The sequence below is a fragment of the Actinokineospora cianjurensis genome, from assembly GCF_003663795.1.
Taxonomy (GTDB): Bacteria; Actinomycetota; Actinomycetes; order Mycobacteriales; family Pseudonocardiaceae; genus Actinokineospora; species Actinokineospora terrae.
Genome location: NZ_RCDD01000007.1, coordinates 245178 through 270086 on the forward strand (window position 1 = coordinate 245178; position 24909 = coordinate 270086).

The window sequence follows — 24909 nt, forward strand, 5'->3', positions numbered from 1 at the left end:
AGAAGTCTTGCTTGCTCAAGGGTGGGGATGAATGGGAGCCCGGCGCGGGGGCCGTTGAGCTGCACGAGGTAGGCAGCCAGCCAGTTGATGATCCCGACCCAGCGTCCGTTCAGGCAGCCCACCATGCGCCGTCGCAAGTCTTCCGCCATGTTGGGCCGGTCACATGACCTGCGGCGGTAAGAGGGTCGACCGAAGTTGTTCGATTGGTTGCCAACTATTGTGTTCCTACGCGAATCGCCTGCGGGGTCACCCGATGCGGGCACTGCTACCGGCGCGTCTGACGGTCGCCCGATTGGTAGACTCTTGCCATGAGTGCACCGACACGGTCGAGAACCGAGGCAAATCTTCTGTACCTCGTGATAGACCTCGGCGAACGACCAGCATTGAATGACTTCGCGCACCAGACCAATATTCTTCGCACTTTGGTCTCGTATTGCCAGGACATTGTCAGAGACGGCGCCTACTCGCCGGATGTCTTTGATCTCTATCGCATTTGGGAGCCGGGAGCCCCACGCGATCGCAGCGCCGAAATTTCGGTTGAAGCCGCCTACCTTGATGACTATATACGTGAACGAGTGGTTCCCGACGCATCCGTCGCTCGCAGAATGGTTGCGGAGATCGTCGGAAAGTCTGGCAACGCTCTGGGCGCGTTACGTCGTTATCGGGAGCTGGCCGAACTGGAGGCGTACTCCAGTCTGGATCCTGTCATTGTACGCTTATCCGTCACTCGCTCGGGGCTCGCCTACTGGACTGCAATTGCGGTCGACCCGGCAGCAGCCGTGCCAATCTACCGCGACCTATTGGAACACCAGGCTGGCCATCTCCATTCCTCCGACCCGCGTGTTGTCGCCACCAGGGTCAGCCTGATTCAACTGCTTCGCGCGACCGGACTACCCTCGCATCTAATTATCGACAGGGAGGGGCCAATTGAAGATCTCGATGCGTACGCCGTTGATCTTGCCAGTAGGATCCTGACATATAGAGACAACTCCTCCGAAGAGTATCCAAGAAGCCTCGTTCGGTGGGCCGGTAGACAATTTTTGCCCGACAACGGTGGTCCCACTTGGCCTATGCGCGTAGTTCGGACTCGAATGTCAAGCCCCTGGGTGACAGTCTTGGGTGATCTGGCACGCGAGGCCACGCCAATCGGCTACATAGCTGTCGGGGTTGTTGTGTTCAAGCAACTGTTTTCGATGTTGATGGATTGGCAGGTTCATCGACAGGACATGGCAGAGCGTCAGGCCAGTGCATCCTCGGATTCTCGCGGAGAGCTTGTCGATCTCTTTAGAGATCTATTGCGCCAACTAGGAATAGCCAGTACGCAAAACTCACCGTCGGCGGAGGATCCTGTTATTCGAGCAGCCGAGGAGTTGGGACGGATTCTCGAAGTCGAGATGATTGACGAGGATGACCCGAGGCTTGACGAGAGCTGATGGACTACGATACTCGCAGGTTCCCCAGCGGTACGATGATGTTCTCGGTTTCGTTGTCGGCCGCGATCCAGACCAGAAGGTCGCCGGTCGGGAGCGTAGTGGCTCCCGACCGGCCAGGATTCGGGCGGTCTTGGCTGTGTTTAGCCACTCGGTGGTGTGCCAGGTGTCCAAGGGGACTGGGCCGAGTAGGGGGTGAAACAGAAGCGCACGACGAGACCCGACAGGTCGGGTGTGTTGGTCGTGGCGACGTCGATGGAGAGGTGCTTGCGTTCTCCTGCGGTTTGCATGAGGTCCACGGTCAGTGCTTGAGCGCGAAGGTCCACTGCGAGGTCATCGGCACCGGTGATGACGGTGGTGCCGTTGGGTATCGGCGTTTGTTCTTGGCCAGGGTGGGCGCGGCGCCGGTGAGTGACATGGGGCCGTAGTGGTCTTGGGATCCCCATCTGTTGTTTTTGAGGGTGAGGTACCGGCGACTACATCGGACACGAGGGTGAAGCCCGCGCCGTTGAGGTAGCAGTCCTCGACGCGTACGTCGCGGTTGCCGCCTTGGGCGTTCTGCAAGAACAGTGCGGCGTTGAGCACTTCTCCGCCGGAGACCAGGACCCAGGGACCCATGTCTATGGCGCAGCGTTCGATGGTCAGGCCCTGGACCCCGCGGACCTGGATGCCGTCGGAGTGGGCTCCGGCGATCGGGGTCGGGTCGCTGAGGATGGAGTCGGCGATGTGGATGTCGCGGCACTGGCCGGTGTCGCTGGTGATGTGGACCAGGTCGGTGCCGGAGTGGTGTACGTCGAGCCGTGACAGGGTGGCGGTGTTCACGCCGGAGAGCGAGATGCCGCCCGCGATGCGGGTGCGTTCGACGACAAGGCGGTCACCGCGGAACACCACGCCGCTGAGGAACTCGCAGTCGGTGAAGGTGAGGTCGTTGGCGTCGGAGTCGTAGAACCCGGTCCCGCTCAGGGCGGGGAACCTCTTGCCGGTGTAGGTGCCGCTCGGGATCGTGGTGGGTCCGGCGTAGTTGGTCAGGGTCACGCCGGACGCGGGACCGGTGTCGGTCTGGGTGGGGTAGCCGGTGGGGATCTCGCCGGAGTCGGGCAGGCCGGTCTGCCACACGACGTCCACCCCGAAGAAGGTGGTGGTGGTGTTGCTCGGGTAGACCGAGCCCACCGAGTAGTCGAACGCCCCGGCGGAGCCGACCAGGTCCCCGGAGGTCACCGGCGAGGCGAACCGTGCGGCGGTGAAGGCGTAGTCCGCGCCGGTGGTCCTGGTGGGCAGCCACATCGACACGGTCCAGCTCGACGCGGGCAGCTCGACCGGCTCCGGCAGCTCGATCCGGTTCCACGTTCCGGCGACGGGCGACGCGAGTGCCACGTACGCGGCGCGGTCACCCGCGCTGCGATAGAGCGAGGCGTGGACCGTGCCGGGGTTGGCCCACCCTGCGGGGCAGTACCAGCGGATCGCGGTCACGCGGCCCGCGGTCGAGCTGGTGATCCGCGTGCCGATGCTGATCGCGGGATGATCGCTTGTGGACACCGCGCCGGGCGCGGTGGGTGCGAGCAGGCTCGCCTCGGAACCCCATGCCATGTTCTGTTGTGCTCTCTGTGGTCGGACACCGTGGAGTCGAACCCCGGACCTCCCGATCCCGAATCGGGTGCTCTACCTGCTGAGCTGGTGCCTTGTGTGGTGTCGGGGGTTGGTTTGATCACGCCACCCGGGTTACGGTCTCGAACATGAGTTCGAGCGAGAAGGGGCCTGCGGTCTCGGGCACCGAGCCGCGCGTGATCGACGCGATTCACGGGCTCCGGGAGGAGCCCAAGCGCGTGTGGGTGGACCTGGGGCGACTCTGTCCGGTCCTGCCTGGACAGCCCGCCCGTGTCAACGAGCTGGGCGTCCACATGACCGGGCTCGTGCCGGGTCAGTTGACTCGGTGGGTGCCGGTGTATCGCGGGGGATGGATGGCCGTCGTGTCCTTCAAGCTCCAGTACGCCGATGGTCGGCGGGACGAACCGTGGCTGCGGGACCAGCTCGTCCACGCCAGCGCGGTACTCCAGCGCGACACGGACTAGGGCACGGCGGTGAGCTGTTCGCGGAACATCGCGGCGATGTCCACCACGTTGTTCGCGGTCTGCTCCCGCTCGATCTCCAGCCGCACGCGCCGTCGGGCGCCCTCGGAAACCAGGAGATCGGTCAGTGCCGAGTTCACGGCCGTGAGCAGCTGAGCCGATGGCTTGCTGCTCTTCACCAGGCGATCGGCAAAGGTGAGCGTGAACCGGGCGAACTGCCAGTCCGACGGCTCGTAGTACTTGCTCTGCGCCGACGCCGCGAGGCTGGCGTAGAAGTCGATGATCATCGGGTGGGCATCGGGGATGCCCAGCCCGGGCACGTCGACCAGGCCGACCGCGGGAACCCGGTCCACCGGACCGGCCTCATCCGTATTGCGGCGAGGCGTTCTACGACGTCTTCGGGGACTCGCCGGCTCTGGACGATCCCAGGCCGGGGGAGCAGCCCAGCGATCTCGCGAAGCGGTACCGCGACGTGGGGCGCGTCATCGCCAACTCGCCGCAGCGCCCCTGAGGCCCCCTCCGCCGCAGCCTGCGCGACGAGAGACATTCAAACCATGTGGATTTGAGTTCTCTGCGTATCGCCAGCTCACACGAGGCCGGACGCCTGCTTTGCTGAGGTCTTCACTGGCGTACACCTACAGCGGCCGGGCGCGCGTACCACCGCACCGGAGCAGGCCGGGGGAGCGGGGCAAGGCCGATGCCGCTGCGCGGTCGGCTGCGCCGAGCCCTGCCCCGCAACCCCTCCCGCCCGCTTGCCTTCGCGTGGTCCACGCAATCCGACCACCGAGGAGCACGTCCTCATGCATCCAGCTACCAACCCGGTGCCGTTCGTCGATCGCGCCGAGTTCGACCAGGCCGTCACCGAGGCCCGCGCGGCAGGTACGGCCTACCACGACGGTGCCGAGCCGCTGATGTCCGACGGCGACTACGACCTGCTCACCGCCCGGATCGTCGCGACGGTGCAGCTGTACCCCGACCGGCACAGCCACGGCATCACCACCGATATCGCGGCGGGGGCGTCCGGCGGCACGGTGAAGCACACGGCGCCGATGCTCAGCCTGGACAAGGCCACCACCCCGGAGGAAGTCGCCAAGTTCGTCGCTGAGCTTGCGAACGGCGCCATCGCCGTGGAGCTCAAGCTCGACGGCATGGCCGTCAGCGTCACCTACCGCGAAGGCCGCCTGGTCCAGGCCGCCACCCGCGGTGACGGAACGACCGGCGACGATGTCACCGCTCAGGTCACCCGTGAACCTGGCATCGCATGTCTGCCCGCCACTCTGCCCAGTTTCTGGTCAGGGGTAATCCGGGGCGAGATCTACATGACCGACGCCGACTTCGAGTCGGCCAACACTGCGCGAGTTGCCTTCGGCAAGAGGGCATTCGTCAATCCGCGCAACGCGGTGGCTGGCTCCATCCGCAAGGTCGACCCCGGTTACCCCGTGCCGATGAGCTTCGCCGCCTACACCGCGGCCGGCGACGAACTCGGCGGCTTCGACAGCCACGTCGAGCGCATGGCCTACCTCAAGTCGATGGGGTTCACCACCGCCGCGGCGCTGACCGCCGCGGCAGTGCCACCCGGCACGCCGATCATCTGCAACGACGACGAGGAGGTCCTAGCGGCGATCGCCGCGATCGGCGAGTGCCGCCCGCGGCTGACCGTGCCGATCGACGGCGTCGTGGTGAAGGCCGACTCGCGCATCGAGCGGACCCGGATGGGCACCAGCAGCAGGGCACCTCGATGGGCGCTGGCGTACAAGTTCGCGCCGGACCAGGCGTTCTCGATCCTCCGCGAAATCAAGGTCTCCGTCGGCCGGACCGGGCGCGTCGGCTTCCGGGCGGTGATCGACCCCGTAGCCGTCGGCGGGACCACCATCACCCTCGCCAGCGTGCACAACGTCACCTGGATTCTGGGGCAGGGGCTGGGCATCGGCTCCCGCGTCGCGGTCTCCCGCGCTGGTGACGTCATCCCTCGGATCGTCGCCGCGGCCGGTACGCAGCCCGACGACGTGATCGAGTGGACGCCACCGTCGAACTGCCCGCAGTGCGAGCAGCCGCTCGACACCGCCAGCGAACTGTGGCGCTGCAACACACCGTCCTGCTCCCTGGTCGCCTGGTTGACCTACGCGGCCAGCAGGGACGTCTGGGACGTCGACGGCCTGGGCGAGGAGATCGCCGGTGCGCTCGTCGACGCCGAGCTGGTCCGAGACGTCGCCGACCTGTTAACCCTCGACGCCGCGCGGATCGCCGCCGTCCAATACCCGCGCCCCAGCGAGGCCGTGGCCGACACGGCGTCCGTGCGCCGGATTGGAATGGCCACCGCCGAGAAGCTGGTCACCGGCATCGCCGCCGCGAAAGACCAGCCGCTCGCGCGGCACATCACCGCGCTCGGCATCCCCAAGACCGGCCGCAGCGTGGGTCGCTGGCTCGCAGCGCACTTCCAGACCCTGGACGCGCTGCGCGCCGCGACGCCGGACGAACTAGCCGACATCCACGGCATCGGCCCGGAGAAGGCCCGGTCCATCTATCAGGGGCTGCGCGAACGGACCGACGTGATCGACCGGCTGATCGCCGCCGGGATCGCCACCCAGGCCGAGCAGATGCCCACCGGGCAGGCCGAAGCGTTGCCGCTGGCAGGCAAGAAAGTGGTGATCACCGGCAGCATCCCGGCGCTGAACCGCAACGATGCACAGGAAGCCGCCGTCCGACTGGGCGCCACGGTGTCCGGCTCGGTCAGCGCGAAGACCGACCTGGTCGTCGCCGGGGCGGGCGGCTCCACCCGCAGCAAGCTGCTCAAGGCCGAGGAACTGAACATCGAGACCATGACCGGAGAGGAGTTCGCCGCGCTGCACAACAAGTTCCTGGGCCGCTGACGCCCCGACGAGCGGAGACAAGCCTCCATCGAAGAAGGGCTGGTTCTCCCGGAAAATCCGGGAGAACCAGCCCTGGCCCTGTGGTAACCGCTGACCGGATGCGGTGTTAGTGTGCCGTTTCACCGGCATCGCTTGGCGCTTTCTTGTGCGCGACCCGGATCGCCTCCAGCTGCTGCGTGCCGAGCGAAGGGGCGCGCTCTCGGCGCCCTCCTCACACACGATTGCTATCCGGCCGTCCACACATTCCGTCAGGTGCAAGCTCAGGATCTACGCCACGGCGTTGCCACAAGGCTTGGGACGGAACAACTCTGGGTAGCGCGCGCGTGGCAAGGGTCGACAACTTGATGCGCATCGTCTGTCCAGGCAGCGGGAGGCCGTCGATCGCGACCGGCTCATCCGGATCGACCTTGACGCCCGCCGCGATGCTTCCCGAATCCGCTGCCCACAACGCGGACTGGTATAGACCCCTCCGGATTGTCCGGATCAGGACGGTCGTCGGCGCGCTGTTCGAGCAACTCGCCATCCGGGGTGATCACCACGTAAGCACGTCGTCCGTCCCACCCGCATCGGCGGCCATCATCCCGCGCCTACCAGCACCAATACGGTCATCGGCGCCCCGTGACCGTTAACGCTCGACCGCCTGGGCCAATTGAGGCGCGCTGCGATTCAAATCATGTGATTTGAATCGTTCTCATGATGCCCTTCTTCGTCCATCAGCCAGTTGCGTGAACGTAGCGATCTACGTCATCCTGAACAGGCTTCGAGTGTCGGGTCCGCACTGAGACCGCGCGTTGAACCATCCAGCTAGGGTGGGACTGTGGCTTCGGGTCAACCTCTACCTGCACATCCACACCGAGCATCTGACCGAGCCGACGACCTCCCTGGCACGGCCGTGGCGCGGCACGCTGGCGTAAACGGGGACGCCGAAACGGCTGCACGCGGTGGCGGAGCAGGAGCTGCGGCGTACATGGGCCATCAAGGTTCCGAAGTAGCGGCATCGGCCCGAGGCTCGGCGACTGCCGAGCAGCCCGAGGAATCCCCATCGAGATCGCACGACTCAACTGGGCTTGACCAGTAGCTACGCCCTGGACACGGCTGCGCCCGTCCTGCTGAAGGCTGGGCGCAGCCGTTTCTGCTGCTGTGCCACCTACTGCCAGGGGCCGTCGAACGCGCCATCCTCCGCGCCGGCGAGGCACGCCTCCCGCTCCATCGGTGTGTAGACCAGCACCGTGCCCCCCGGCTCCTGGGACTTGCGCATCACGGTGTAGGTGACGCCATCGGAGTGCTTGATGAAGCCCACCTCGAACCAGTCGCCCGCAGGGTCGGCGCCCTTCGGAGCAGCGAGCCGCCACTTCAGCACCTCGACAGATTCAGGTGACCTCGAATCTGCTCCTTGTCGTCATCGCTGCGGTGGCTTGCTCATTTGCCCAGTTGTACTCAGGCACGCCCGTGAGCTCGCGCAGGCGTGCATCGCCCGCCGAGACGGTGCTTGACCCCGCTCGGTGGGTGGCAGTCGCGAACTCTGGACCACCGGGCCAGGCTGCGCCCGATGCGCCGCTGCCCGCGCCGACACGGGTGAGACGAGACCAGCCCCTCCGGGGTCGCGCTCCGCGCGATCTCACGCCGGTCGGGCGAGCGCGGACGCCCCGGCCGTCCTGGCCGGCGGCCCGGACGAGCCGCACCCCACCCACAACTGGGCGGGGCCAGCATCACCACGGCGACATACCGCGACGACCGCGACCGCCGTGCAGCCCCTCCCTCGGGTCCGCCAAAACCCGAGGTCACCACCAACGAAGGAGTCCCAGCGCGATGACCACCACCGAGCTCGCGCCGTTCACCCGCCGCCCCCGGTTGTCGATCGAGTCCCTGATCGCCAAGCTGCGCGCGCAGGACAGCCGAAAGCAGGACATGGTCGTGCCCGCCCACAAGATGAGGGTCACCCCGGAAGGTCTGCTGGAGCTCGACGAGCCCAGGATCACCTCCAACGGGGTCAGCGACACCTCGCACTTCCAGCTGACCGGCACGTTCGACAGCGGCATCGCGGGCAAGCTCAAGGTGCCCGCCAACTACCTCGCCCGGATGCGCGAGTACAACCAGCTCCCGCTGCTGGCCGACAACGTCAACACCTGGCTGGCCATGGAGCCCAACCGGCCCTTCCTGGTCCGCACCTTCCAGGGCGATGACGACCAGCCGGGCGTCGGCCGGGCCCTGCTCAGCGACTCCTACGGCATCCGGGACAACCTCCCGCTGCTGATGGCGGTGCTGGAGGGCATCGCCGACCGCGGCGCGGAGGTGGAGATCACCGGAGAACTCACCGACCGGCGGATGATCGTCAAGATCGTCGCGCCGCGGGTGACCACCGAGGCCACCGACCTGCTGCGGTTCTACCGCTCGCCGTTCACCGGCCGCACCGGCGCCGACAACCCGGTGGTGGCCGCCGGGGTGGTGCTGACCAACTCGGAGCTCGGCTTCGGCGCGTCCACCATCACCCCGCAGTTCACCGTCCAGATCTGCACCAACGGCCTGACCGTCACCAAGGACGCCATGCGCACGATCCACAACGGCACCAAGCTGGAGCACGGCGTCATCCAGTACTCCGAGGAGACCACCAAGCGCGAGCTGGCCACCGCCACCTCGCGGGCCCGCGACGCCGTCCGCACCTTCCTCAACGTCGACTACATGGTCCGCAAGCTCAACGAGATCGCGGGCAAGGCCCACGTCGACGTGATCGACCCCGAGGCCACCATCCAGCACGTCGGCAAGATCGTCGGCTACACCGGCGAGCAGCAGAACCGGATCCTCGCCCACTTCATCCGCGGCGCGGACACCACCGCCGGCGGCGTTCTGCACGCGGTCACCAGCGCGGCCCAGACCCTCGTCGACGCCGACGCCGCCTACGAGTTGGAGCGCACCGGCCTGCGCGCCCTGGAGGTCGCGGCCTCCTACCAGCGATGAGACACAGGTGCCGGCCGGGGGAGCGCCCGGCTGGCACTCCACCGCCCGTTGTTCCTGTCCACGCTGCGTCGCAGCGCCCTCACCCCGCCCAGGAGGGCCACTTGCCATGTCCGCATTCCTCGTCGACGTCGAGCACATCGACGCCCTGCTCACCGCCGGGCTCGTCTACGGCCGCGACAGAAGCCCTCTGACGTGGTACTACCCGATGCCCGAGAGTGGCCAGCCCGAGGACCTGTCCGTGCTTGCCCACCAGCTGAGCCCGGCCTCCGCCGGCCGGATCGGCGCGATGCTGCTCGCCGAAAACGTGCGCAGCGTCAACCACGCGCACCAGCGTGACCAGTGGGAACCGCCCTACCTGTTCCAAGAACTGCCGGGCCAGCCGGACCCGGTCGTGGTGCTCAAGGCGATCTCCTGCCTGCAGAACCAGTCGTGCGAGCACCCCGGCTGGCCCGACAGCGAGGCGTACGCCTTCCTCGACGCCCTGCACCGCATGACCGTCACGCAGTTGCCCGGATGGCGAGAACTGAGCAACTCCGCCTGGCCGATCCAGGACCGGCTGATCTTCGACCATCCCCGCCCGGCGTGAACCCGTTGTGCGCCAGCCGCGCCAGAACGACTGGCGCACAACGGGACCCGACTCCACCACCCCGGCCAGCGCACCCGGCGGTCCACACGCAGCGAGGAGGTCCATTCGATGTCCGCCACCACCCTCAAGTCCGTGTCGCGCAACCCACTCAACCTGTGGCGCGATCCGGCCACCAACCACGTGATGGGCGACGGCCAAATCGAGTGGTGTGGCCTGCGCATCTACTGCACCTGCGCCCGCTGGTACGCCGAGCACGAGGGCTACTTACTTGAATGCGGCTCCCGTAACTGCCGGTGACGGCTGAGCCGTGTCCGGCAGCGCCGTGACGCTCGCTCGATGCCTCGACCTGACCGGCCCCAGCGCATGCCCAAACGCCCGGCACCTGGCCTGCCGCGGCCGCGTGGACCGGTGATGCCAGCAGACCCGGCCGAGGCCGTCAAGTCCGCGCCGCTGCGCGGTCGGCTGCGCCGAGCCTGGGACTGCCTCGGCCGTGCCTTCTGCGCCCTCCCGGTCCACGCACACCGCGCTGACCAGGGAGTCATCCATCACCGAGCCGAAACGAATCGACCCGCCGGACTGCGGCTGCACCGACTGCCTCACCGGCTACAGCCGCCCCCTGAGCCCGTGGGGAGACGACGACCAGTTCGCCGCGCTGCTGCACGGCCAGGCCGACAACGCGACCGGCGTCGAACTGGCGGACCTGCACCTGGTCCTCAACCCGGCAGGCCGCGAGAGCTTCGGTCAGTTCCTGAGCACCGAGCTGCGCGCCGGGCGCCTCGTGTCCAGGCCACGAATCGAAGGCAAGGCGCTCAGCCGCGTCCTCGGTGACCTCGTCGACTGACCAATCCCTCAACGCCGTCGCGTGCCGGGTGCCGAGCTCGCCTGGCACGCGGCCGGGGTCGACGCCACCAAGTTCACCGCCCGCCACCGCGAAACCGCCTGGCTCCCCGCCGACGACCTCTCCGGCGTCGGCGCCTCCGAGGGCGTCATCATTCGGGCCGCGAAACTCGACCTCGGCCCCACCAAAGCCGCCGCCGAGACCGGCAGGGACCGCCGAGTCGAACTTGGGCTGCTCACCGGCGACGCGGCCGGGCTCACCCCGCTCGCTCCGGTCGACGAACACGCCCTCGCCGAACTGGCGGCCAGCGCCGGAGACCGGGGTGAACAGGACGGTGGGGACGCGGAGCTTCCCGAGGTGCTGGCGTTGCTGGCCGATGCGCTCGCGGAGGACGAGCGTGGCATCGCGTCCACCGCCGAGATGGCCGCGCGGATCGGTTGGGACGCAAGGACTCTCGGCGAAGCCCTCCGCCGGTCCAGTGTGTCCGCGCCCCGCCCGCCGAGACAGCGGGTCAGCGGGGCGAAACACCCGGTGTCCGTGCAGAGCATCGACACGATCATCGCCGCGATCGTCGATCACGGCGGGTGGGCCCGCACGGGTGTGCCGATGGCCTGTGCGGGGCACCGCAGCAGCCGGACACCCCTTGATCAGCGCAGATGCATGTTGTGCGGGTTGGCGGGGTGTGCGGGTCGACCGGCACACCCCGCCAACCCGCACAACCCCGCGGTGCGCGGCCGTGTTCAACGCTCGAGCGGACGCAGCCAGCTTTGCACGACGATCACCTTGGTGTTGGGGTCCTGGCCGTGCTTGACCAGGTAGCGGAAGCGGATGTTCTTGGCCAGCACCTCGAACGTCGGCTCCAGCAACATGATCACGATCTCGGCGGACCCATCCCGCTTCATGTGGTATAGCTCCCGCTCGGCGACATGGCGGAACACGTCGTCCAGCAGGGCGGCCATGGTCGGGAACCGCCGCCGGACCGGCACATCCGGGACGAGTTCGGACAGGTCGTCGCAGGTCCAGACGCCCTCGCAGCGCTTGAGGTCGATCGCCTGGTGCACGACGTTCGGTTTGGTGGTCTTCACCTCGGCCTGGGTCACCGGGCCGACCCGGCCAGGTCGTGCATGAGCTCGTGTTCGCGCAGCGCCCCCTGCTGTACGTAGCGGTGTCGCTTAGGCTCTGCTTGAGACTTCCTGCGCCTGAACCAACCCATGTCGATCAGCCGGGCAGAGGAGCCTGTGCCCTGTGACGGTCACTCATGCTGTTCGTCGGCCTGGCCGGGGTCGCGGGTGCCGAGCATGAGGTCGGCGTGCCGCTGGCACAGCAGCCGGGCACGATGGCGGCGGGCGGGCAGTTTCTCCGCCCAACGGGTGGGCATCCCGCACATCCAGCACCGCCCACCCCGGGCGGGCAGCCGGTGGACCCCGTGCTCGGCCATCCGGGGCTCAGGACCCCAGGGCGAGTCCGGTCAGCCGTTGCCGCAGCTCGCGCACTGTCTGCTGGTGGGATCGGGTGTCGCCGTCGTTGTCGTCGATCTCGGTGAGCAGGTCCTTGATGTCGGCGCGGTCGACGGCGATGGTGGCGGGCCGGGCGGCCAGGCCGTCGAGTTCGACGCGCAGCGCGATCAGGATGGACTCGTCCTGCTCGGCGGCGACGGCCACGACCGGGGTGTCGGCGTTGGCTCCGGCGGCGCGGACGTGGTCGACGAATCCCGCCAGGTCGGTGAAGGGCAGGGTGTCGTTTCCGGCGGGGAGATCGAGTTCCAGACGTGAGGTCATGGCCAGCGACTCAAGTTGGTGCCACCGACGCCGGCCGGGATCGACGGTGTGGCGCGGTTATGCCGGTTTGAGGGCGCGGTCGATGCGCGCGTTGAGTTCCCGTACCGCTGGGATCGTGCGGTGGCGGCGTCCGGCGATCCGCAGTTGCCGCAATGCCTCGAAGACCCGGTCGGAGCGGATGGGGCCGAGGTCGTCGAGGGCGTTGTGCCCGAGGGTGGCGGCGTGGTTCGGGTCGTCGCGGGCCATGGTGAGGTGGGCGAGGTTGGCCATGGCCAGGGTCTTGCCTCGCGACTGTTGCTGGGGGAACCGGTCGATCGCGGCGACGAGGTGGGCCTGGGCGGCGGTGTGGTCGCCGCCGTTGACCGCCAGGTGCAGCAGGGCACGCCCAAGGTCGCGTTCGAGGTGGGCTGGACCGTAGTAGGCGATCCAGTCCGGTTCGTCCCCGCCGGTGCGGGCGAAGGCGTCCTGGGCTTGGCCGGTGGCGGTGAGGCAGTCGGTTTCGCGGTGGGGCCCGGCGAGGCCGAGGGCGCGGGCGTGGCGGGTGTGCATGACGGCCTTGACCACGGGGGTGAGCCGGTCTGCGCGCACGAGGGCGGTCTCGGCGAAGCTGAGCGCGTCGTCGGGGCGCCCCTGGTGCACGGCGAGGTTGGCCAGCCCGGAGAGCGCTTTGCCGCGCATGGCCCAGTCACCGGCCTCGGTGGCGGCGCCAACCCCGAACCGGAAGCAGCGTTCGGCTTTCGCGTGATCTCCGGCGTCGAAGCACATGCCGCCGGCGATGTCGGCGAGGTCGGCCACCGCGGAGAACAGGCGTTGGCGCACCAGTTCGGTGGCGACGCGGCCGTGCAGCAGCTGCGCGGAGGTGGACAGCTGGGTGACCACGGCCTCGGCGGACAGGCCGCTGCCGAAGAGGTGGTCCTGGGTGGCGAACATGCGGGCGAGGTGGCGCACCTGGTCGACCTCGGCCTGACCGACCCGGCGTGGTGGTGTGCCGGGTAACGCTGTGGCGACGAACGCGCCGAGTGGATCGGCGAAGGCCATCCCGGCGACCGAGCCGGTCAGCACCCGCAGGAAGGTCTTGCGTTCCACGTCGTCACCTCCATCGTGCGGCGGGCGAGGTGATTCCACGGTAGCGGCGCGGGAGCGGGTACTGAAGAAGCCCAGATCGCCATCGCTGGACCGGTGCAGTGCCTGCCGCAGGGCGGCCCGGTACTGGCGGTTGGGCCAGCGGTGGATGCCGCGTTCGAGCTTGCCGATGTAGTCGGCGTCCATCGCCCCCGCAGTGCCGGTCGCCTGCTCTACCTGGGTGTTCGCCAGCTCCGCGAGCTGACCTTGGGTCATGTTGGCGGCTTCGCGGGCGGCCCGCAGCAGGTCGTTCGGTTCGCCGGACACCTGTCATCCCTCCGCGACGACTCGACTGCCCAGCGTAGCTCTCCCTCTGGGGAAACGCGGGTTCCTGCGGCTAATCCTCCGCCCAATCCTCCGGGCCCGACCTGGTCAATCCGCCGGGTGCAGCCGGTCTTGATCTCCGTGTTCGGCTCGGTTCCGGCTGCCGCCCGTGCTGGGCAGGCTCGACTGCGGGGCGCCTGGTGTCGGTGCGAGACCGGCCGGACGAGCTTCCCCCGGGTCCTGCCCGCGAGGGTGGGGCAGGCAGGACGGTCGGACCCGATCGTTCCCGGCACCGGGTGCCCACCGACTGCCGACGTGCTGGGGGGACCTGTCGTGGACGAGGCGAGGACACCGATCACCGAGGCCGACGCGGTGAGCCACTACCCCGAGCTTGCTCACCTGGTGGGCGTTCGTGACGCGGGCTGGGTGTTCCGGCCGCTGCACGACCAGCACGACCAGCTGATGGGGTTGGCCGGGAGCCGGTCGGTGGACCAGTACACCGACGCGATCTACCTGTTCGACCGCTCCCACGTCATCGCCGCCCGCGTCCAGGCCGAGGAGTACGGCGGCGGCTGCGTGTGGATGCGCGACGGCACCGACGTCGCCGAGGTCGTCACCGACCTGCTCGGCCTGCCCGAGCTCGGCGCACCCGGTGCCCCGAGCCTGGTCATCAGCCAGTCCCTGCTGTGGGCGCCGTGATGCGCGCCTCGATCGGGCCGTGTTCTCAGCTGAGGAGTTCGTCGTGAGCACCCTCGCGTGGGCGGAAGTCGTCGCGGCGGCCACGTTCGCGGTGCGATTGGCCTGCTGGTGGCCCGACCGCTGCCGTCCTGCCGAACCACGGCCGTGACCTGTGTTCGCCCTGTTCGCCAGCATCGTCGTGGCCGCCTGCCTGGCCGGGTTCGGCGGGCGGCTGGCCCGCGATGTCTTGCGCCAACGCCGGAGCCGGGCCGCGGCCATCCGGCTGGCCCTGCGGTACAGCCCGGCACCGGTCGTCATGGGCCGACATGACGGGCACAGCGACGAGGCCGTCTCCGTGGCCGACCTGCTGATCCGCGCCGCCGAGCAGGGCCGCGCCCTGCGCCTGAACTGGTCGGTGAACGACACCGACCCGCACGGGCTGGCCACGCCCACCGCCGACGACTGGCCCACCGGAGTACTGCCCAGGATCGAGGACGACATGCCAGACCCCCGCACCACCGGCCCGTCGCTGAGCTGCCCCGTCGCGAGCCGGGCAGCATCCCGGATCCGCTGCGGCCGGTGCCGATCCAGACCGACCCCGACCTGCTGGACCGCGTCATGCGAGGCATGCGGCGGCTGGAGTGACCAACTGGGTTGTCGGGGTGCTCCAGCACACTGCGAGACCGCCACGGCCGATCCTGGCGCCGAGGGAGGAGTGTGGTCGATGTTGTTGCCGCCCTTGGGATGCGCCGCGCAGCTCTCGGTGCGCGCCCGTCCGTCGCCGCCCACACGGGCGAGGCCACAGACCGGCGGAAACCGACTTGAGGAGAACTGGAAGAGTGACCGAGTGAACACACTCCGAGATGACAGCAGCGTCGCCGACGCGACCAGCACGCCGGACGAGCTGCGGGCGGCGATGGTCGCCGAGATGCGGCGGCAGGGCGACTTCAGCAGCTCCGAGGTGGAGGCCGCGTTCGCCCGCGTACCCCGGCACCTGTTCGCCCCGAACGAGACGGCCGAGGCCGCCTACCGGCGCAATGACATCGTCGAGCGCAAGTACGACGCCGACGGGCTGGTGACCAGCTCGGTGTCGGCGCCGTGGTTGCAGGCCACGATGCTCGAGCAGGCCGAGCTGCGGCCGGGGATGCGGGTGCTGGAGATCGGCTCGGGCGGCTACAACGCCGCGCTGATCGCCGAGTTGGTCGGCGAGACCGGGCAGGTCACCACCCTGGACATCGACGCCGAGATCGTCGAGCGGTCGCGGCGCTGCCTGGACGCGGCCGGATACCCGCACGTCGCGGTGATCCTCGGTGACGGCGAGCACGCCGCACCCGGTCGGGCCCCGTTTGACCGGATCATCGTCACCGCCGGGGCCTGGGACATCCCCCCGGCCTGGATCGACCAGCTCGCGCAGGACGGCCGGATCGTCGTCCCGCTGCGGGTCCGGGGGCTGGAGCGCTCGTTCGTCCTGGCCCGCGACGGCGAGCACCTGGTGAGCACCGGGCACCGGCTGTGCGGGTTCGTGTCGATGCAGGGCGAGGGCGCCAACCGGGAGCGGCTGACCCTGCTGCGCGGGGAGGAGGTCGCGCTGCGCATCGACGGCGAGAACCCCGCCGATCCCGAGGGCCTGCGCGCAGCCCTGGACATGCCCAGAGTCGAGGTGTGGTCCGGCGTCGAGGTCGGCGGGTTCGAGCCGTTCCACGAGATGGACCTGTGGCTGGCCAGCCAGGCCGAGCACTTCGCGCTGCTGGTCGCGCAGCAGTCCGCCCGCGACAGCGGCCTGGTCTCGCCCGGAACCCGGATGGGCGCCAAGACCGTCATCGACGGCGCGACCTTCGCCTACCGCGCCCACCGGCCCACCTCGCCGGACCGCAGCAGCTTCGAGTTCGGCGTCTACGCCCACGGTCCCGACGCGCAGCGCTTGGCCGAGGACTACGCCGAGCTCATCCGCGCCTGGGACCGCGACCACCGCCACGGCCCCGGCGCCCACATCGACGTCTGGCCCGCCGGTACCCCGGACGCCGACCTCCCGCACGGCCGCGTGATCGACAAGCAGCACACCCGCGTCTCGATCTCCTGGCCGCAGGACTCCGCGTCCTGACCGCCAGGCCCAGCAGAAACCCAACCCTGGAAAGGAAAGTCGGCATGACCGCACAGCTCACTCCCACCAACGGTTCGGCTCTCGACCTGGACCTGACCATCGTCGAGTCCGCCCCGGTGATCCCGGCGCTGATGGGCAACACCGACGACAACTGCGGCTCCTCCTGCCAGAGCGCCTGCTCCAACAGCGACTGCGAGTAGCCACGAGACCGGCGGCCGGTAGCGGGCACCCAGCACGGGCCCGCCGCCGGCCGTTCCCGCGCCTGGAAGGAGCTTGCCGGTGTATCGCGCACTCGACGCGGCGATCGTGCGCACCGCCGCACACCCCGCGAACCTGACCGTTCCGCCGTGGCCGGACCTGACCGCCGACCGGGCCGGGCAAGTCAGCGGGTGGCGGGACTGGCTGGAGCGGGTCTGGGCGATCACGACGTTCGCCGACGCGGTGACCGACGCCAGCCCCGTGTTGGCCCGCCAGGCCCGCCGGGTGATCGACGGCCACGAGCTTCGGGCCCGGCAGGTGCGCCGCACGGTCGTCTCGACCCTGCGCTACCTGCTGCGCGCCACCGGCCGGGCCACCCCGTTCGGGTTGTTCGCCGGGATCGCCCCCGCCCGCTTCGGCACCCTCACCACGGTCGCGCACAGCGGCGTCCCCCGCCTGGTCGCGCGGGTCGACGGCGGCTGGCTCGCCGCGGTGATCACCCGGCTGGAGGCGTGCGACCCGCTGCGGCAGCGCCTGTCCGTCGCGGTCACCGACGTGCGCTGGCTGCGTGACGGGCGCCTGATCACCGGGTTGCGCCAAGCCCCCGGCGCCGCCACCGGCCAGCAGCCCGCCGAGGTGTCACTGCGCCACACCCCCGCGATCGACCTCATCGTGGAGGCGGCCGGAAAACCCATCCTGGTCGCGGAGCTGGCCGACACGGTGGCCGCCAAGTTCCCCGCAACACCGCACCCGGCGATCGACGATGTGCTCGCGCACCTGATCACCGAACGGGTGCTGATCAGCAACCTCCGCCCGCCCATGACCACCGCGGACCCGCTCGCGCACCTGCTCGCGCAGCTCAACCGGGTGGATGCCGACCAGTTCCCGCAGGCCCGACCGATCGTGCAGGACCTGCGCGAGATCGCCGCCCTGCTCGCCCAGCACAACGCCGCCCCGGCACCCGGTGTGCGCGAGACCGTGACCGCCGCGATGACGCGAGTCGCGGCCGTCGAGCGGCCGCTGATGGTCGACCTTCGCGGCGACCTCGCCCTGACCTTGGCCCAGATGGTCACGCGGGAAGCCGAACGCGCAGCCACGGCGCTGAGCAGACTGACCCCGCACCCATTCGGGTCGCCGGTCTGGCGCGACTACCACTCCCGCTTCCTGGAGCGTCATGGTGTCGGTGCCGCGATCGGCGTCCTGGACCTCATCCACCCCGGCACCGGACTCGGGTTCCCCGCCGGATACCGCGACTCCCTCCTCGATCGGCCCGCCACGGGGCTGACCGAGCGGGACACCCGCCTGATCGCGCTGGCCCAGCGGGCCGCCCTGGCCCGCACCGTCGAGGTCACCGTCGACGAGACCCTGCTGACCGACTTGGAGACCCAGGACCGGGCGACCGCGGCGGCGCAGCCGCACACCGAGCTGGCGTTCCGCCTGCACGCCGCGACCCCGGCCGCCGTCGACCGAGGCGAGTTCACCCTCGTCGTCGCCGGAGTGTTCCGCGCCGCAGGGGCCACCACCGGCCGCGTCCTGGACCTACTCGACACCGCCGACCAGCAGCGCATCACCGACGTCTACGCCGGGCTGCCCACGGTCCGCGATGGGGCGCTGCGCGCCCAGATGTCCTGCCCGCCGCTGTTCGCCGCGACCGAGAACGTCGCCCGCCACCCCGCCGTGCTGGCCAACACGCTGCCGATCAGCGAACACCGCGCCCCCACCACCGGGCGGGTGGACCTGGACGACCTGGTCGTGGTCGGCGACCCGCACCGCCTCGTCCTCTGGTCACAGTCCCAGCAGCGGCCTGTCGAGCCCGCGTTGTTCAGCGCGGTCGAGTTCACCAACTTCACCCACCCGCTCGCCCGGTTCCTGGCCGAGCTCCCCACCGCGCGCACCGCGACCTGCGCCGCGTTCGCCTGGGGGCCTGCCGCGACCCAGCTGCCGTTCCTGCCCCGCCTACGCAACGGCCGCACCGTCCTGGCCGTCGCCCGCTGGATCGTCACCGCCGCCGACCTGCCCGGACCGGCCCCGACCTGGCCTGAGTGGGTCGACGGGGTGGGCCGCTGGCGCGAGCGCGCGATGGTCCCGGACACGGTGTTCCTCGGCAGCACCGACCAACGGCTGCCCCTGAACCTCACCGAACCCGCCCACCTGCGGCTGCTGCGCGACGCCATCGATCGGCACGGACGCGCCACCCTCCACGAAGCCCCCACCAGCAGCGAGCTCGGCTGGATCGGCGGACACGCCCACGAGATCATCGTCCCGCTCGCCGCCACCTCCGCACCCGCACCAGCCCGCACCATGCCGGTGCACCCGATCGACCCAGACCACGGACATCTGCCCGGAGCCGGGCGGTGGCTGTACGCGAAGCTCTTCGCCCACCCCGACCGGCACACCGCCGTCCTCGGCCACCTCCCGACCCTGCTGTCCACGTGGGACACACCGCCGCCGTGGTGGTTCCTGCCCTACCGCGACCCCGACCACCACCTGCGCCTACGGGTCCGGCTCACCACACCCGACGAGTTCGGCCAGGCCGCCCGACGCGTCGGCGACTGGGCCGCGCGCCTGCGCGGGCTCGGCCTGATCAGCGGCCTGCAACTGGACACCTACCAGCCCGAGACCGGCCGTTTCGGCCCTGCCGCCGCGATGGCCGCCGCCGAGGCGGCGTTCGCCGAGGACTCCGCAGCCGCTCTCGCACAACGCGAACACCGGACCGTGGTGAGCGCGGCCGACCCGCTGGCGGTCACCGCCGCGAGCCTGGTCGACATCACCGCGTCGTTCCTCGGCGACATCGCGGCCGGGATGCGCTGGCTGACCGACCACCTCACCACCGACTCCGCCCCGGCACCCGACCGGCGCATCCACACCCAAGCCACCCGCCTCAGCGACCCAACCGACGAGTGGGCCGCGCTCCGGGCACAGCCCGGCAGCGCCGAGCTGATCGGCACCTGGCAGCGGCGCAGCACCGCACTGGCCGCTTACCGGGCAATCCTCACCACGGCCGGGATCTCCCCGGACACGGTCCTCGGGTCGCTGCTGCACCTGCATTGCCTGCGCGCCAACGGAATCAATCCCGACACCGAACGCGTCTGCCACCGGCTCGCCCGCGCCGCAGCCCTGAGCTGGACCGCCCGAACCCGAGGAACCCAATGACCCAGCCGCGGACCGTCGAGGACATCGTCGACCAGCTCGCGCGAGACCTGGCCGACCCGGCCACTGTGTCCACCGAGCGCAACCAGCACCGGCCGGTGCCGCAGTCGCTGGCCAACGGTGCCGCAGGCATCGCCCTGCTGCACGCCGAACGAGCCCGCACCGGCCACGGCGACCCCGCCACCGCCCACGCCTGGCTCGCCGCCGCGACCGCCGACGGCGTCGACGCCGGGCCACAGGCCAGCCTGTTCTACGGCGCCCCCGCGCTGGCCTTCGCCGTCCACGCCATCGCCGACGGCACCGACACCTACCAACGCGCCCGCACCACCCTGCACCACGCAACCGCCGCCCTCACCCGCGCCCGCCTGGACCAGGCACACGCGCGCATCGACCGAGGCGAACCCCCAGCCCTGGCCGAGTTCGACCTGCTCCGCGGCCTCACGGGAATCGGCGCCTACCACCTGCGCGTCGACCCACACAGCGAGACCGCCGCCGACGTCGTGGCCTACCTCGTCCGGCTCACCGAACCCCTCCCCGGCGGCAACGGGCTGCCCGGCTGGTGGAGCGACCTGGCGCCCACCGGCCGCCCCTCCCCGAACTTCCCGCACGGTCACGGGAACTTCGGTCTCGCCCACGGCATCGCCGGTCCGCTGGCCCTGCTCGCGCTCGCCAAGCTCCGGGGTCTGACCGTCGCCGGGCACACCGACGCGATCGACCGGATCCTCACCTGGCTCGACACCTGGACCCAGCACAGCGAGACGGGGCCGTGGTGGCCCCGGACGATCACCCCCGACGACATCGACCGCGGCAGCCCCGGCGACACCCTGCCCGGGCAGCCGTCCTGGTGCTACGGCACGCCAGGGCTGGCTCGCGCCCAACAACTCGCCGCGATCGCCACCGGCGACACCCGCCGCCAGGCCGACGCGGAGAACGCGCTGCTCGCGTGCCTGAGCGACCCCGCCCAGCTCGACCGGATCACCGGCATCGGGCTCTGCCACGGCGCGGTCGGCCTGCTCCACATCACCGCCCGCGCAGCCTCCGACGCCACCAGCACCGTCCTGGCCTCCCACCTGCCCGACCTCACCGAACGGCTACTCGCGGCCCTGGAACGGGACGAGGCGGGCAGTGAACTGCTCGACGGCCGCACCGGGGCCGCCCTCGCCCTGCACGCCGCGATCACCGGCACCACCCCAGCCACCCGCTGGGACACCTGCCTCCTGCTCGCCTGACACCGACACAAGGGGACACGACATGGGCGCCGGCCTCGACATCGACACCGGACCCGACGACACCGGTTGGGCTCAGGTGGCCGTGCGGATCGACGACTACGCCACTGCCGAACACGTTGGCACCACTCACCTGGGCCCGCTCATGGCCTCCGCCGAACACGCCGGGCTCATCACCTGCTGGTGGTTCGTCCGGAAGAACCCGTACTGGCGACTGCGCTGGCGACCGGTCCCCGGCACCGCACACGAGGCGAACCATGTCGTCCAGCGAGCACTGGACACCCTGCGGGGCAAGGGAATCATCGCCGAGACGACCGCGACGATCTACGAACCCGAGATCCACGCGTTCGGCGGCGAGAAGGCCATGGACCTCGCCCACCGTCTCTTCCACGCCGACAGCACGCACCTGCTCGACCATCTCGCCGGTGACCGCGGCCGCGGCCCGAGCCCTGGTGAGAAGCGGAGGGAGCTGACCGTGCTGCTGTGCAGCAACCTCATGCGCGCCGCCGGACAGGACTGGTACGAACAAGGCGACATCTGGGCCCGCGTCGCCGACAACCGGCCGCTGCCAGCCAGCACCTCGGCCGACCAGGTCCATGCCGCCGTGGCCGGCCTCCAGCGGCTGATGACCGTCGACGCCAGCCCGACCAGCCCACTGCTGCAGCCCGGCGGCTCCCTGGCCCACGTCACCGGCTGGGCCACCGCGTTCGACACAGCCGGACAGCATCTTGGCCGTCTGGCCCGCGCCGGGACGCTCCGACGAGGCGTGCGGGCCGTCCTGGCCCACCACGTGCTCTTCCACTGGAACCGGCTCGGCCTGCCCCACGACACCCAAGCCCTGATCGCGCACACCGCCAAGACCGTCGTCCTCGGCACGTGAGCGCGATCAGGCCAGCCGGTGCCGGGCACGCGAGCGCAACTGCACCCAGGACTGGTTAGGGCAGCTCGATGAACGGCATCCCGACAGCCACCAGCTTGGTCTGCAGGTTGATGTCGCTCGTCGCGACGTACAGCACGGATCCCGGATGTCGGACTGCAGAAGCAAGCTGGACGCCACGAACCGGTCGTCCGGCACGGTCAGGTCGAGCCACGACGGGAGACGGTCGTTGTTGGGTTCGACGTACTCGAACACGGCACACACGTCACCCGCCACCCGCCACCCGCCACCCGGACGCCGACGCTCGCGTCGCCGTTCGTCCGCAGGCCCTTGAGCCGCCTCTCGGCGCGCTTGGCGGCCTCGCGCAGGTCCTGGGTCTTGCCTCCGCGTTTCAGGTCGTCGAGCTCGCGGAGCACAACCGGCAGCAGGCGCACCATGTACTTGCCGCCGGGCGTGGCCACGTGCACGGCCAGGTCCGGGTTGTCGATCAGCGTGTTGGTGTCGACCGCGAGCCGGACGGCGTACTCGTCGGCAGGGAAAAGGTCGGCCAGACTGCGAACATCAGCCACAGCCTCACCGAGCAGCTGAGCCGCCTCCTCCATCGTGGACGGGACATCGTGCTCGCCGGACTTCCTGACCAGCCACGACTCCAAGAGCTCGGTGTTCTTGTCGAGCCGCTTGCTCATCGTCGGAGTCGGGTGCGGGAACAGCAGGCGATACCGCGGCCCCCAGTCGCGGACTCGGCGCAGCAACGCCATCCGATCCGCCTCAAGCGTCTCCGAACTCGGTGCCCAACCCCACATCGCGAACCCGATGAACACCATGCCGCTGCCGCGCCCGCCGCGGTTCGGATCGACATCGACGATCGCCGACACCGAGAGCACGTCCGCGAAGGCGGACTCGATCGCGTCCAGCTCCGTCAGGAGACGCCGCGCGTAGGAGTCAGGAACACGTCGGCTCACCGATCCAGCCACAACAGCTCCCCTCGTAACAGAACTCCGGCGGGAAACGAGACACATGGCTCCGCGACACAGGCTTGGCGCGCAGCGACCAAACCCTCCTGATCAGGACACGAACCCTTCCTGACACGGCCGGTGCGGCGACAAGTGGCGGCTTCGGCAGCTGGGCCACCGCCCAGCGCGTCGCCCCCTGCCACGGCACCGCCAACATGATCTTGCTGTTCAGTGACACGCTGACCGAAGAAACCAGCCTCTACGCGTTCCTCACCGAGTCCGCCGCCCAACTCGGTGCCCCGCTGGTGCGCGTTGCGGACGGCCGGACCCCGTTCGAGGTCTACTGGCACTCCCGGTTCCTGGGCAATTCCCGGCTCGCCCCGTGCTCGAAGATCCTCAAGCAGCAGCTGGCCCGTCGCTGGCTGGAGGTCAACGGCGACCCGCGCACGGCCACCTTGTACGTCGGCATCGACGCGGGCGAAACCCGCCGCATCCCCGGCGTCCGCGCCGGGTGGGCGCCGTGGACCGTGCAGTTCCCGCTGACCGACGAGCCGGAACTGACCAAGGAGGCGATGCTCGCAGTGGCTCGTGGGCTCGGCCTGACCCCGCCCGCGGCCTCTCAGAAGGGCTTCGCCCACGCGAACTGCGGCGGCCTGTGCGTGCGCGGCGGCCAGGCCCACTGGCGGCGCCGGCTCGTGCGCCACCCCGACAGGTTCGCCGACTACGAACACCGCGAGCAGGAGTTCCGCGCCGAGTTCGGCGACGTCGCGATCCTCAAGGAACAGCGCGACCGCGTGGTGCGCCCGCTGCCGCTGACCGAGCTGCGCCGCCGCCCGCAGCCGACCTGTACCATTGCCCGAGCTGCGCCAGCGAAGGCTGGTACGCGGCTTCACTGGTGTGCCGGTACTGGCGAGCCTGCTGTGGCCTGTACCAAGGTTACCGCAGCTACGTCGATCCCGCCTCGCGGAACCGCGTTGACTGCGCGGTCTGCCGGGACGCCTGGACCACCGCGTGGCGAGGCCGCGCCGAGGCATGCGGCCTGACCACGTCCGGTTCCGCCTGGTTGTCGGCCGCGTGGACGCCCGAAGGGCAGCAGACCCACCCAGGACGGTCAAGGCCGTGCCGCTGCGCGGTCGGCTTCGCCGAGCCCTGACCGTCCCGATCGGTCCCGCTGGGCGTGCGCCCGTCCACGCACCACCAGCACCCAGGAGGCACCGGGTGGCCCTTCGTTCCCGAGCCCTCGCCGTCGCGGCCGTCGCCGCGTTCTCCGGCGTCGCCCTGTCCAGCTGCGGCCTGCGGTCTCCCAGGCAGGAACCCGCCCCGGATCTGACCGTCGCCGACGTCCTGTACCTCACCGAGCTGCGCCCCGCCGACGTCGAGCTGAAGACACCGGACGCATCCGTCGACTACACGCGTGCCGGCCGGGACACCTGCGCCTCGCTGGAGAAGAGCAAGAGCGTTCCGGCTGTGGCGAAGCCCCTGGCCAGCAGCTTCTACCCGGACGAGGCCAGCGTGATCATCGTGGCCGCGATCCACAACTACTGCCCGCAGCACGTCGGGCTCCTGGCTCTTCCCGGCCGCGCCTGACCACCTGAATGAGCGGGGCTCGCGCGCTTCCCCCAGCGCGGCCCGCTCGAGGCCCGGCCGGGCGCTGCCACCCTCTGGCGCCCGGCCGGGCCTTTCGTCCACCCGCCGCACTCCCTCAACCAGGAGGAAGACATGGAGGCTTATTCAGGACGCCGCCCGCCAGCGGTTGGATGATCGCCAGGGTGGGGTAAGCGAAATGAGCGGCGGTCCGTTTGAGAGAATCTGGTTAC

Annotated in this window: 23 protein-coding genes and 1 pseudogene; 16 read left to right on the forward strand and 8 right to left on the reverse strand. The window is 69.9% G+C overall.

All coding sequences use genetic code 11. The features are described 5' to 3' along the window. Window positions 1-308: 308 nt before the first annotated feature. Window positions 309-1433, forward strand: a complete 1125-nt coding sequence (locus CLV68_RS33560; protein ID WP_147460215.1) for a hypothetical protein — start codon at window positions 309-311, stop codon at window positions 1431-1433. A gap of 330 nt (window positions 1434-1763) precedes the next feature. Here CLV68_RS33560 and CLV68_RS29585 read toward each other — a convergent pair whose 3' ends face one another. After that, entirely contained in the window at window positions 1764-3017 is a 1254-nt protein-coding gene (locus CLV68_RS29585; RefSeq protein ID WP_121394295.1) for a DUF4082 domain-containing protein, read from the reverse strand. Between the two features lie 146 nt (window positions 3018-3163). Here CLV68_RS29585 and CLV68_RS29595 point away from each other — a divergent pair, with 146 nt between their 5' ends. Further along, on the forward strand, window positions 3164-3499 hold the full coding sequence (locus CLV68_RS29595; protein ID WP_121394296.1) for a hypothetical protein: 336 nt from the start codon (window positions 3164-3166) through the stop codon (window positions 3497-3499). Here the strand turns inward: CLV68_RS29595 and CLV68_RS29600 are convergent. Then, window positions 3496-3888 (reverse strand): annotated as a pseudogene (locus CLV68_RS29600) (phage terminase small subunit); the annotation flags it as partial. The gene CLV68_RS29595 and the pseudogene CLV68_RS29600 overlap by 4 nt on opposite strands. A gap of 408 nt (window positions 3889-4296) precedes the next feature. Here CLV68_RS29600 and ligA point away from each other — a divergent pair. Then, window positions 4297-6366 (forward strand): NAD-dependent DNA ligase LigA, encoded by a 2070-nt coding sequence (gene ligA, locus CLV68_RS29605; RefSeq protein ID WP_121394297.1) that lies wholly within the window; start codon window positions 4297-4299, stop codon window positions 6364-6366. A 1147-nt stretch (window positions 6367-7513) separates the two neighbouring features. On the opposite strand, the gene CLV68_RS29610 is transcribed toward ligA, so the two are convergent. Beyond that, a complete protein-coding gene (locus CLV68_RS29610) occupies window positions 7514-7726 on the reverse strand; it encodes a DUF397 domain-containing protein (protein ID WP_246010173.1) in 213 nt (70 codons plus the stop codon). A gap of 449 nt (window positions 7727-8175) precedes the next feature. Between CLV68_RS29610 and CLV68_RS29615 the strand changes: the two genes are divergently transcribed. The 5 genes from CLV68_RS29615 to CLV68_RS29635 all read left to right on the forward strand — a co-directional run bounded on the left by CLV68_RS29615 (window position 8176) and on the right by CLV68_RS29635 (window position 11564). After that, window positions 8176-9321: a DUF932 domain-containing protein gene (locus CLV68_RS29615; protein WP_121394298.1), complete on the forward strand. Its 1146-nt coding sequence runs from the start codon at window positions 8176-8178 to the stop codon at window positions 9319-9321. Between the two features lie 106 nt (window positions 9322-9427). After that, on the forward strand, window positions 9428-9907 hold the full coding sequence (locus tag CLV68_RS29620) for a hypothetical protein (protein WP_121394299.1): 480 nt from the start codon (window positions 9428-9430) through the stop codon (window positions 9905-9907). 108 nt (window positions 9908-10015) lie between these two features. Beyond that, complete coding sequence (locus CLV68_RS29625; protein WP_121394300.1) at window positions 10016-10204, forward strand: hypothetical protein; 189 nt, start codon at window positions 10016-10018, stop codon at window positions 10202-10204. 193 nt (window positions 10205-10397) lie between these two features. Continuing rightward, window positions 10398-10748 carry a hypothetical protein gene (locus tag CLV68_RS29630; protein ID WP_121394301.1) on the forward strand — a complete coding sequence of 117 codons (351 nt, stop codon included), beginning with the start codon at window positions 10398-10400 and terminating at the stop codon, window positions 10746-10748. A 21-nt stretch (window positions 10749-10769) separates the two neighbouring features. Further along, window positions 10770-11564, forward strand: a complete 795-nt coding sequence (locus CLV68_RS29635; RefSeq protein WP_121394302.1) for a hypothetical protein — start codon at window positions 10770-10772, stop codon at window positions 11562-11564. Here CLV68_RS29635 and CLV68_RS29640 read toward each other — a convergent pair. From CLV68_RS29640 to CLV68_RS35830, 4 genes are all read right to left on the reverse strand, one after another. Continuing rightward, window positions 11486-11845, reverse strand: coding sequence for a hypothetical protein (locus CLV68_RS29640; RefSeq protein ID WP_121394303.1), 360 nt, complete (start codon window positions 11843-11845; stop codon window positions 11486-11488). The two genes, CLV68_RS29635 and CLV68_RS29640, sit on opposite strands and share 79 nt — an antisense overlap. A gap of 152 nt (window positions 11846-11997) precedes the next feature. Continuing rightward, window positions 11998-12123 (reverse strand): hypothetical protein, encoded by a 126-nt coding sequence (locus tag CLV68_RS35825; RefSeq protein WP_281274712.1) that lies wholly within the window; start codon window positions 12121-12123, stop codon window positions 11998-12000. Window positions 12124-12190: 67 nt separating this feature from the next. After that, complete coding sequence (locus CLV68_RS29650; RefSeq protein WP_121394305.1) at window positions 12191-12523, reverse strand: hypothetical protein; 333 nt, start codon at window positions 12521-12523, stop codon at window positions 12191-12193. 57 nt (window positions 12524-12580) lie between these two features. Beyond that, entirely contained in the window at window positions 12581-13912 is a 1332-nt protein-coding gene (locus CLV68_RS35830) for a helix-turn-helix domain-containing protein (protein WP_121394306.1), read from the reverse strand. A 330-nt stretch (window positions 13913-14242) separates the two neighbouring features. On the opposite strand from CLV68_RS35830, the gene CLV68_RS29660 reads away from it, so the two are divergent. From CLV68_RS29660 to CLV68_RS29685, 6 genes are all read left to right on the forward strand, one after another. Then, the gene (locus CLV68_RS29660; protein ID WP_121394307.1) at window positions 14243-14608 is read left to right on the forward strand and encodes a hypothetical protein; all 366 of its coding nucleotides are present in this window, start codon (window positions 14243-14245) and stop codon (window positions 14606-14608) included. A gap of 151 nt (window positions 14609-14759) precedes the next feature. Continuing rightward, a complete protein-coding gene (gene fxlM / locus CLV68_RS29665; protein ID WP_246010174.1) occupies window positions 14760-16688 on the forward strand; it encodes a methyltransferase, FxLD system in 1929 nt (642 codons plus the stop codon). A 44-nt stretch (window positions 16689-16732) separates the two neighbouring features. Further along, on the forward strand, window positions 16733-16888 hold the full coding sequence (locus CLV68_RS29670; protein ID WP_121394308.1) for an FxLD family lanthipeptide: 156 nt from the start codon (window positions 16733-16735) through the stop codon (window positions 16886-16888). 79 nt (window positions 16889-16967) lie between these two features. Further along, complete coding sequence (locus tag CLV68_RS29675; protein ID WP_170224664.1) at window positions 16968-20039, forward strand: lantibiotic dehydratase; 3072 nt, start codon at window positions 16968-16970, stop codon at window positions 20037-20039. Beyond that, on the forward strand, window positions 20036-21265 hold the full coding sequence (locus CLV68_RS29680) for a lanthionine synthetase C family protein (RefSeq protein WP_121394310.1): 1230 nt from the start codon (window positions 20036-20038) through the stop codon (window positions 21263-21265). Before CLV68_RS29675 ends, CLV68_RS29680 begins: the two co-directional genes overlap by 4 nt. Window positions 21266-21287: 22 nt before the next feature. Beyond that, the gene (locus CLV68_RS29685; protein WP_121394311.1) at window positions 21288-22142 is read left to right on the forward strand and encodes a thiopeptide-type bacteriocin biosynthesis protein; all 855 of its coding nucleotides are present in this window, start codon (window positions 21288-21290) and stop codon (window positions 22140-22142) included. A gap of 197 nt (window positions 22143-22339) precedes the next feature. Here the strand turns inward: CLV68_RS29685 and CLV68_RS29690 are convergent, their stop codons facing one another. Then, entirely contained in the window at window positions 22340-23101 is a 762-nt protein-coding gene (locus CLV68_RS29690) for a PIN domain-containing protein (protein WP_211346810.1), read from the reverse strand. A gap of 74 nt (window positions 23102-23175) precedes the next feature. On the opposite strand from CLV68_RS29690, the gene CLV68_RS29695 reads away from it, so the two are divergent. Further along, window positions 23176-24135, forward strand: a complete 960-nt coding sequence (locus tag CLV68_RS29695; protein ID WP_211346811.1) for a hypothetical protein — start codon at window positions 23176-23178, stop codon at window positions 24133-24135. 175 nt (window positions 24136-24310) lie between these two features. After that, window positions 24311-24679 carry a DUF732 domain-containing protein gene (locus CLV68_RS29700; RefSeq protein ID WP_170224665.1) on the forward strand — a complete coding sequence of 123 codons (369 nt, stop codon included), beginning with the start codon at window positions 24311-24313 and terminating at the stop codon, window positions 24677-24679. Window positions 24680-24909 lie beyond the last annotated feature (230 nt).

What these genes read in the sequence shown, in the direction of transcription:
- CLV68_RS29650 (WP_121394305.1), bottom strand. Translation starts at nt 12,523, where the DNA reads ATGACCTCACGTCTGGAACTCGATCTCCCCGCCGGAAACGACACCCTG.
- CLV68_RS29670 (WP_121394308.1), top strand. Translation starts at nt 16,733, where the DNA reads ATGACCGCACAGCTCACTCCCACCAACGGTTCGGCTCTCGACCTGGAC.
- CLV68_RS29625 (WP_121394300.1), top strand. Translation starts at nt 10,016, where the DNA reads ATGTCCGCCACCACCCTCAAGTCCGTGTCGCGCAACCCACTCAACCTG.
- CLV68_RS29595 (WP_121394296.1), top strand. Translation starts at nt 3,164, where the DNA reads ATGAGTTCGAGCGAGAAGGGGCCTGCGGTCTCGGGCACCGAGCCGCGC.
- CLV68_RS29680 (WP_121394310.1), top strand. Translation starts at nt 20,036, where the DNA reads ATGACCCAGCCGCGGACCGTCGAGGACATCGTCGACCAGCTCGCGCGA.
- CLV68_RS29685 (WP_121394311.1), top strand. Translation starts at nt 21,288, where the DNA reads ATGGGCGCCGGCCTCGACATCGACACCGGACCCGACGACACCGGTTGG.
- CLV68_RS29585 (WP_121394295.1), bottom strand. Translation starts at nt 3,017, where the DNA reads ATGGCATGGGGTTCCGAGGCGAGCCTGCTCGCACCCACCGCGCCCGGC.
- CLV68_RS29615 (WP_121394298.1), top strand. Translation starts at nt 8,176, where the DNA reads ATGACCACCACCGAGCTCGCGCCGTTCACCCGCCGCCCCCGGTTGTCG.
- CLV68_RS29620 (WP_121394299.1), top strand. Translation starts at nt 9,428, where the DNA reads ATGTCCGCATTCCTCGTCGACGTCGAGCACATCGACGCCCTGCTCACC.
- ligA (WP_121394297.1), top strand. Translation starts at nt 4,297, where the DNA reads ATGCATCCAGCTACCAACCCGGTGCCGTTCGTCGATCGCGCCGAGTTC.
- CLV68_RS35825 (WP_281274712.1), bottom strand. Translation starts at nt 12,123, where the DNA reads ATGCCCACCCGTTGGGCGGAGAAACTGCCCGCCCGCCGCCATCGTGCC.
- CLV68_RS33560 (WP_147460215.1), top strand. Translation starts at nt 309, where the DNA reads ATGAGTGCACCGACACGGTCGAGAACCGAGGCAAATCTTCTGTACCTC.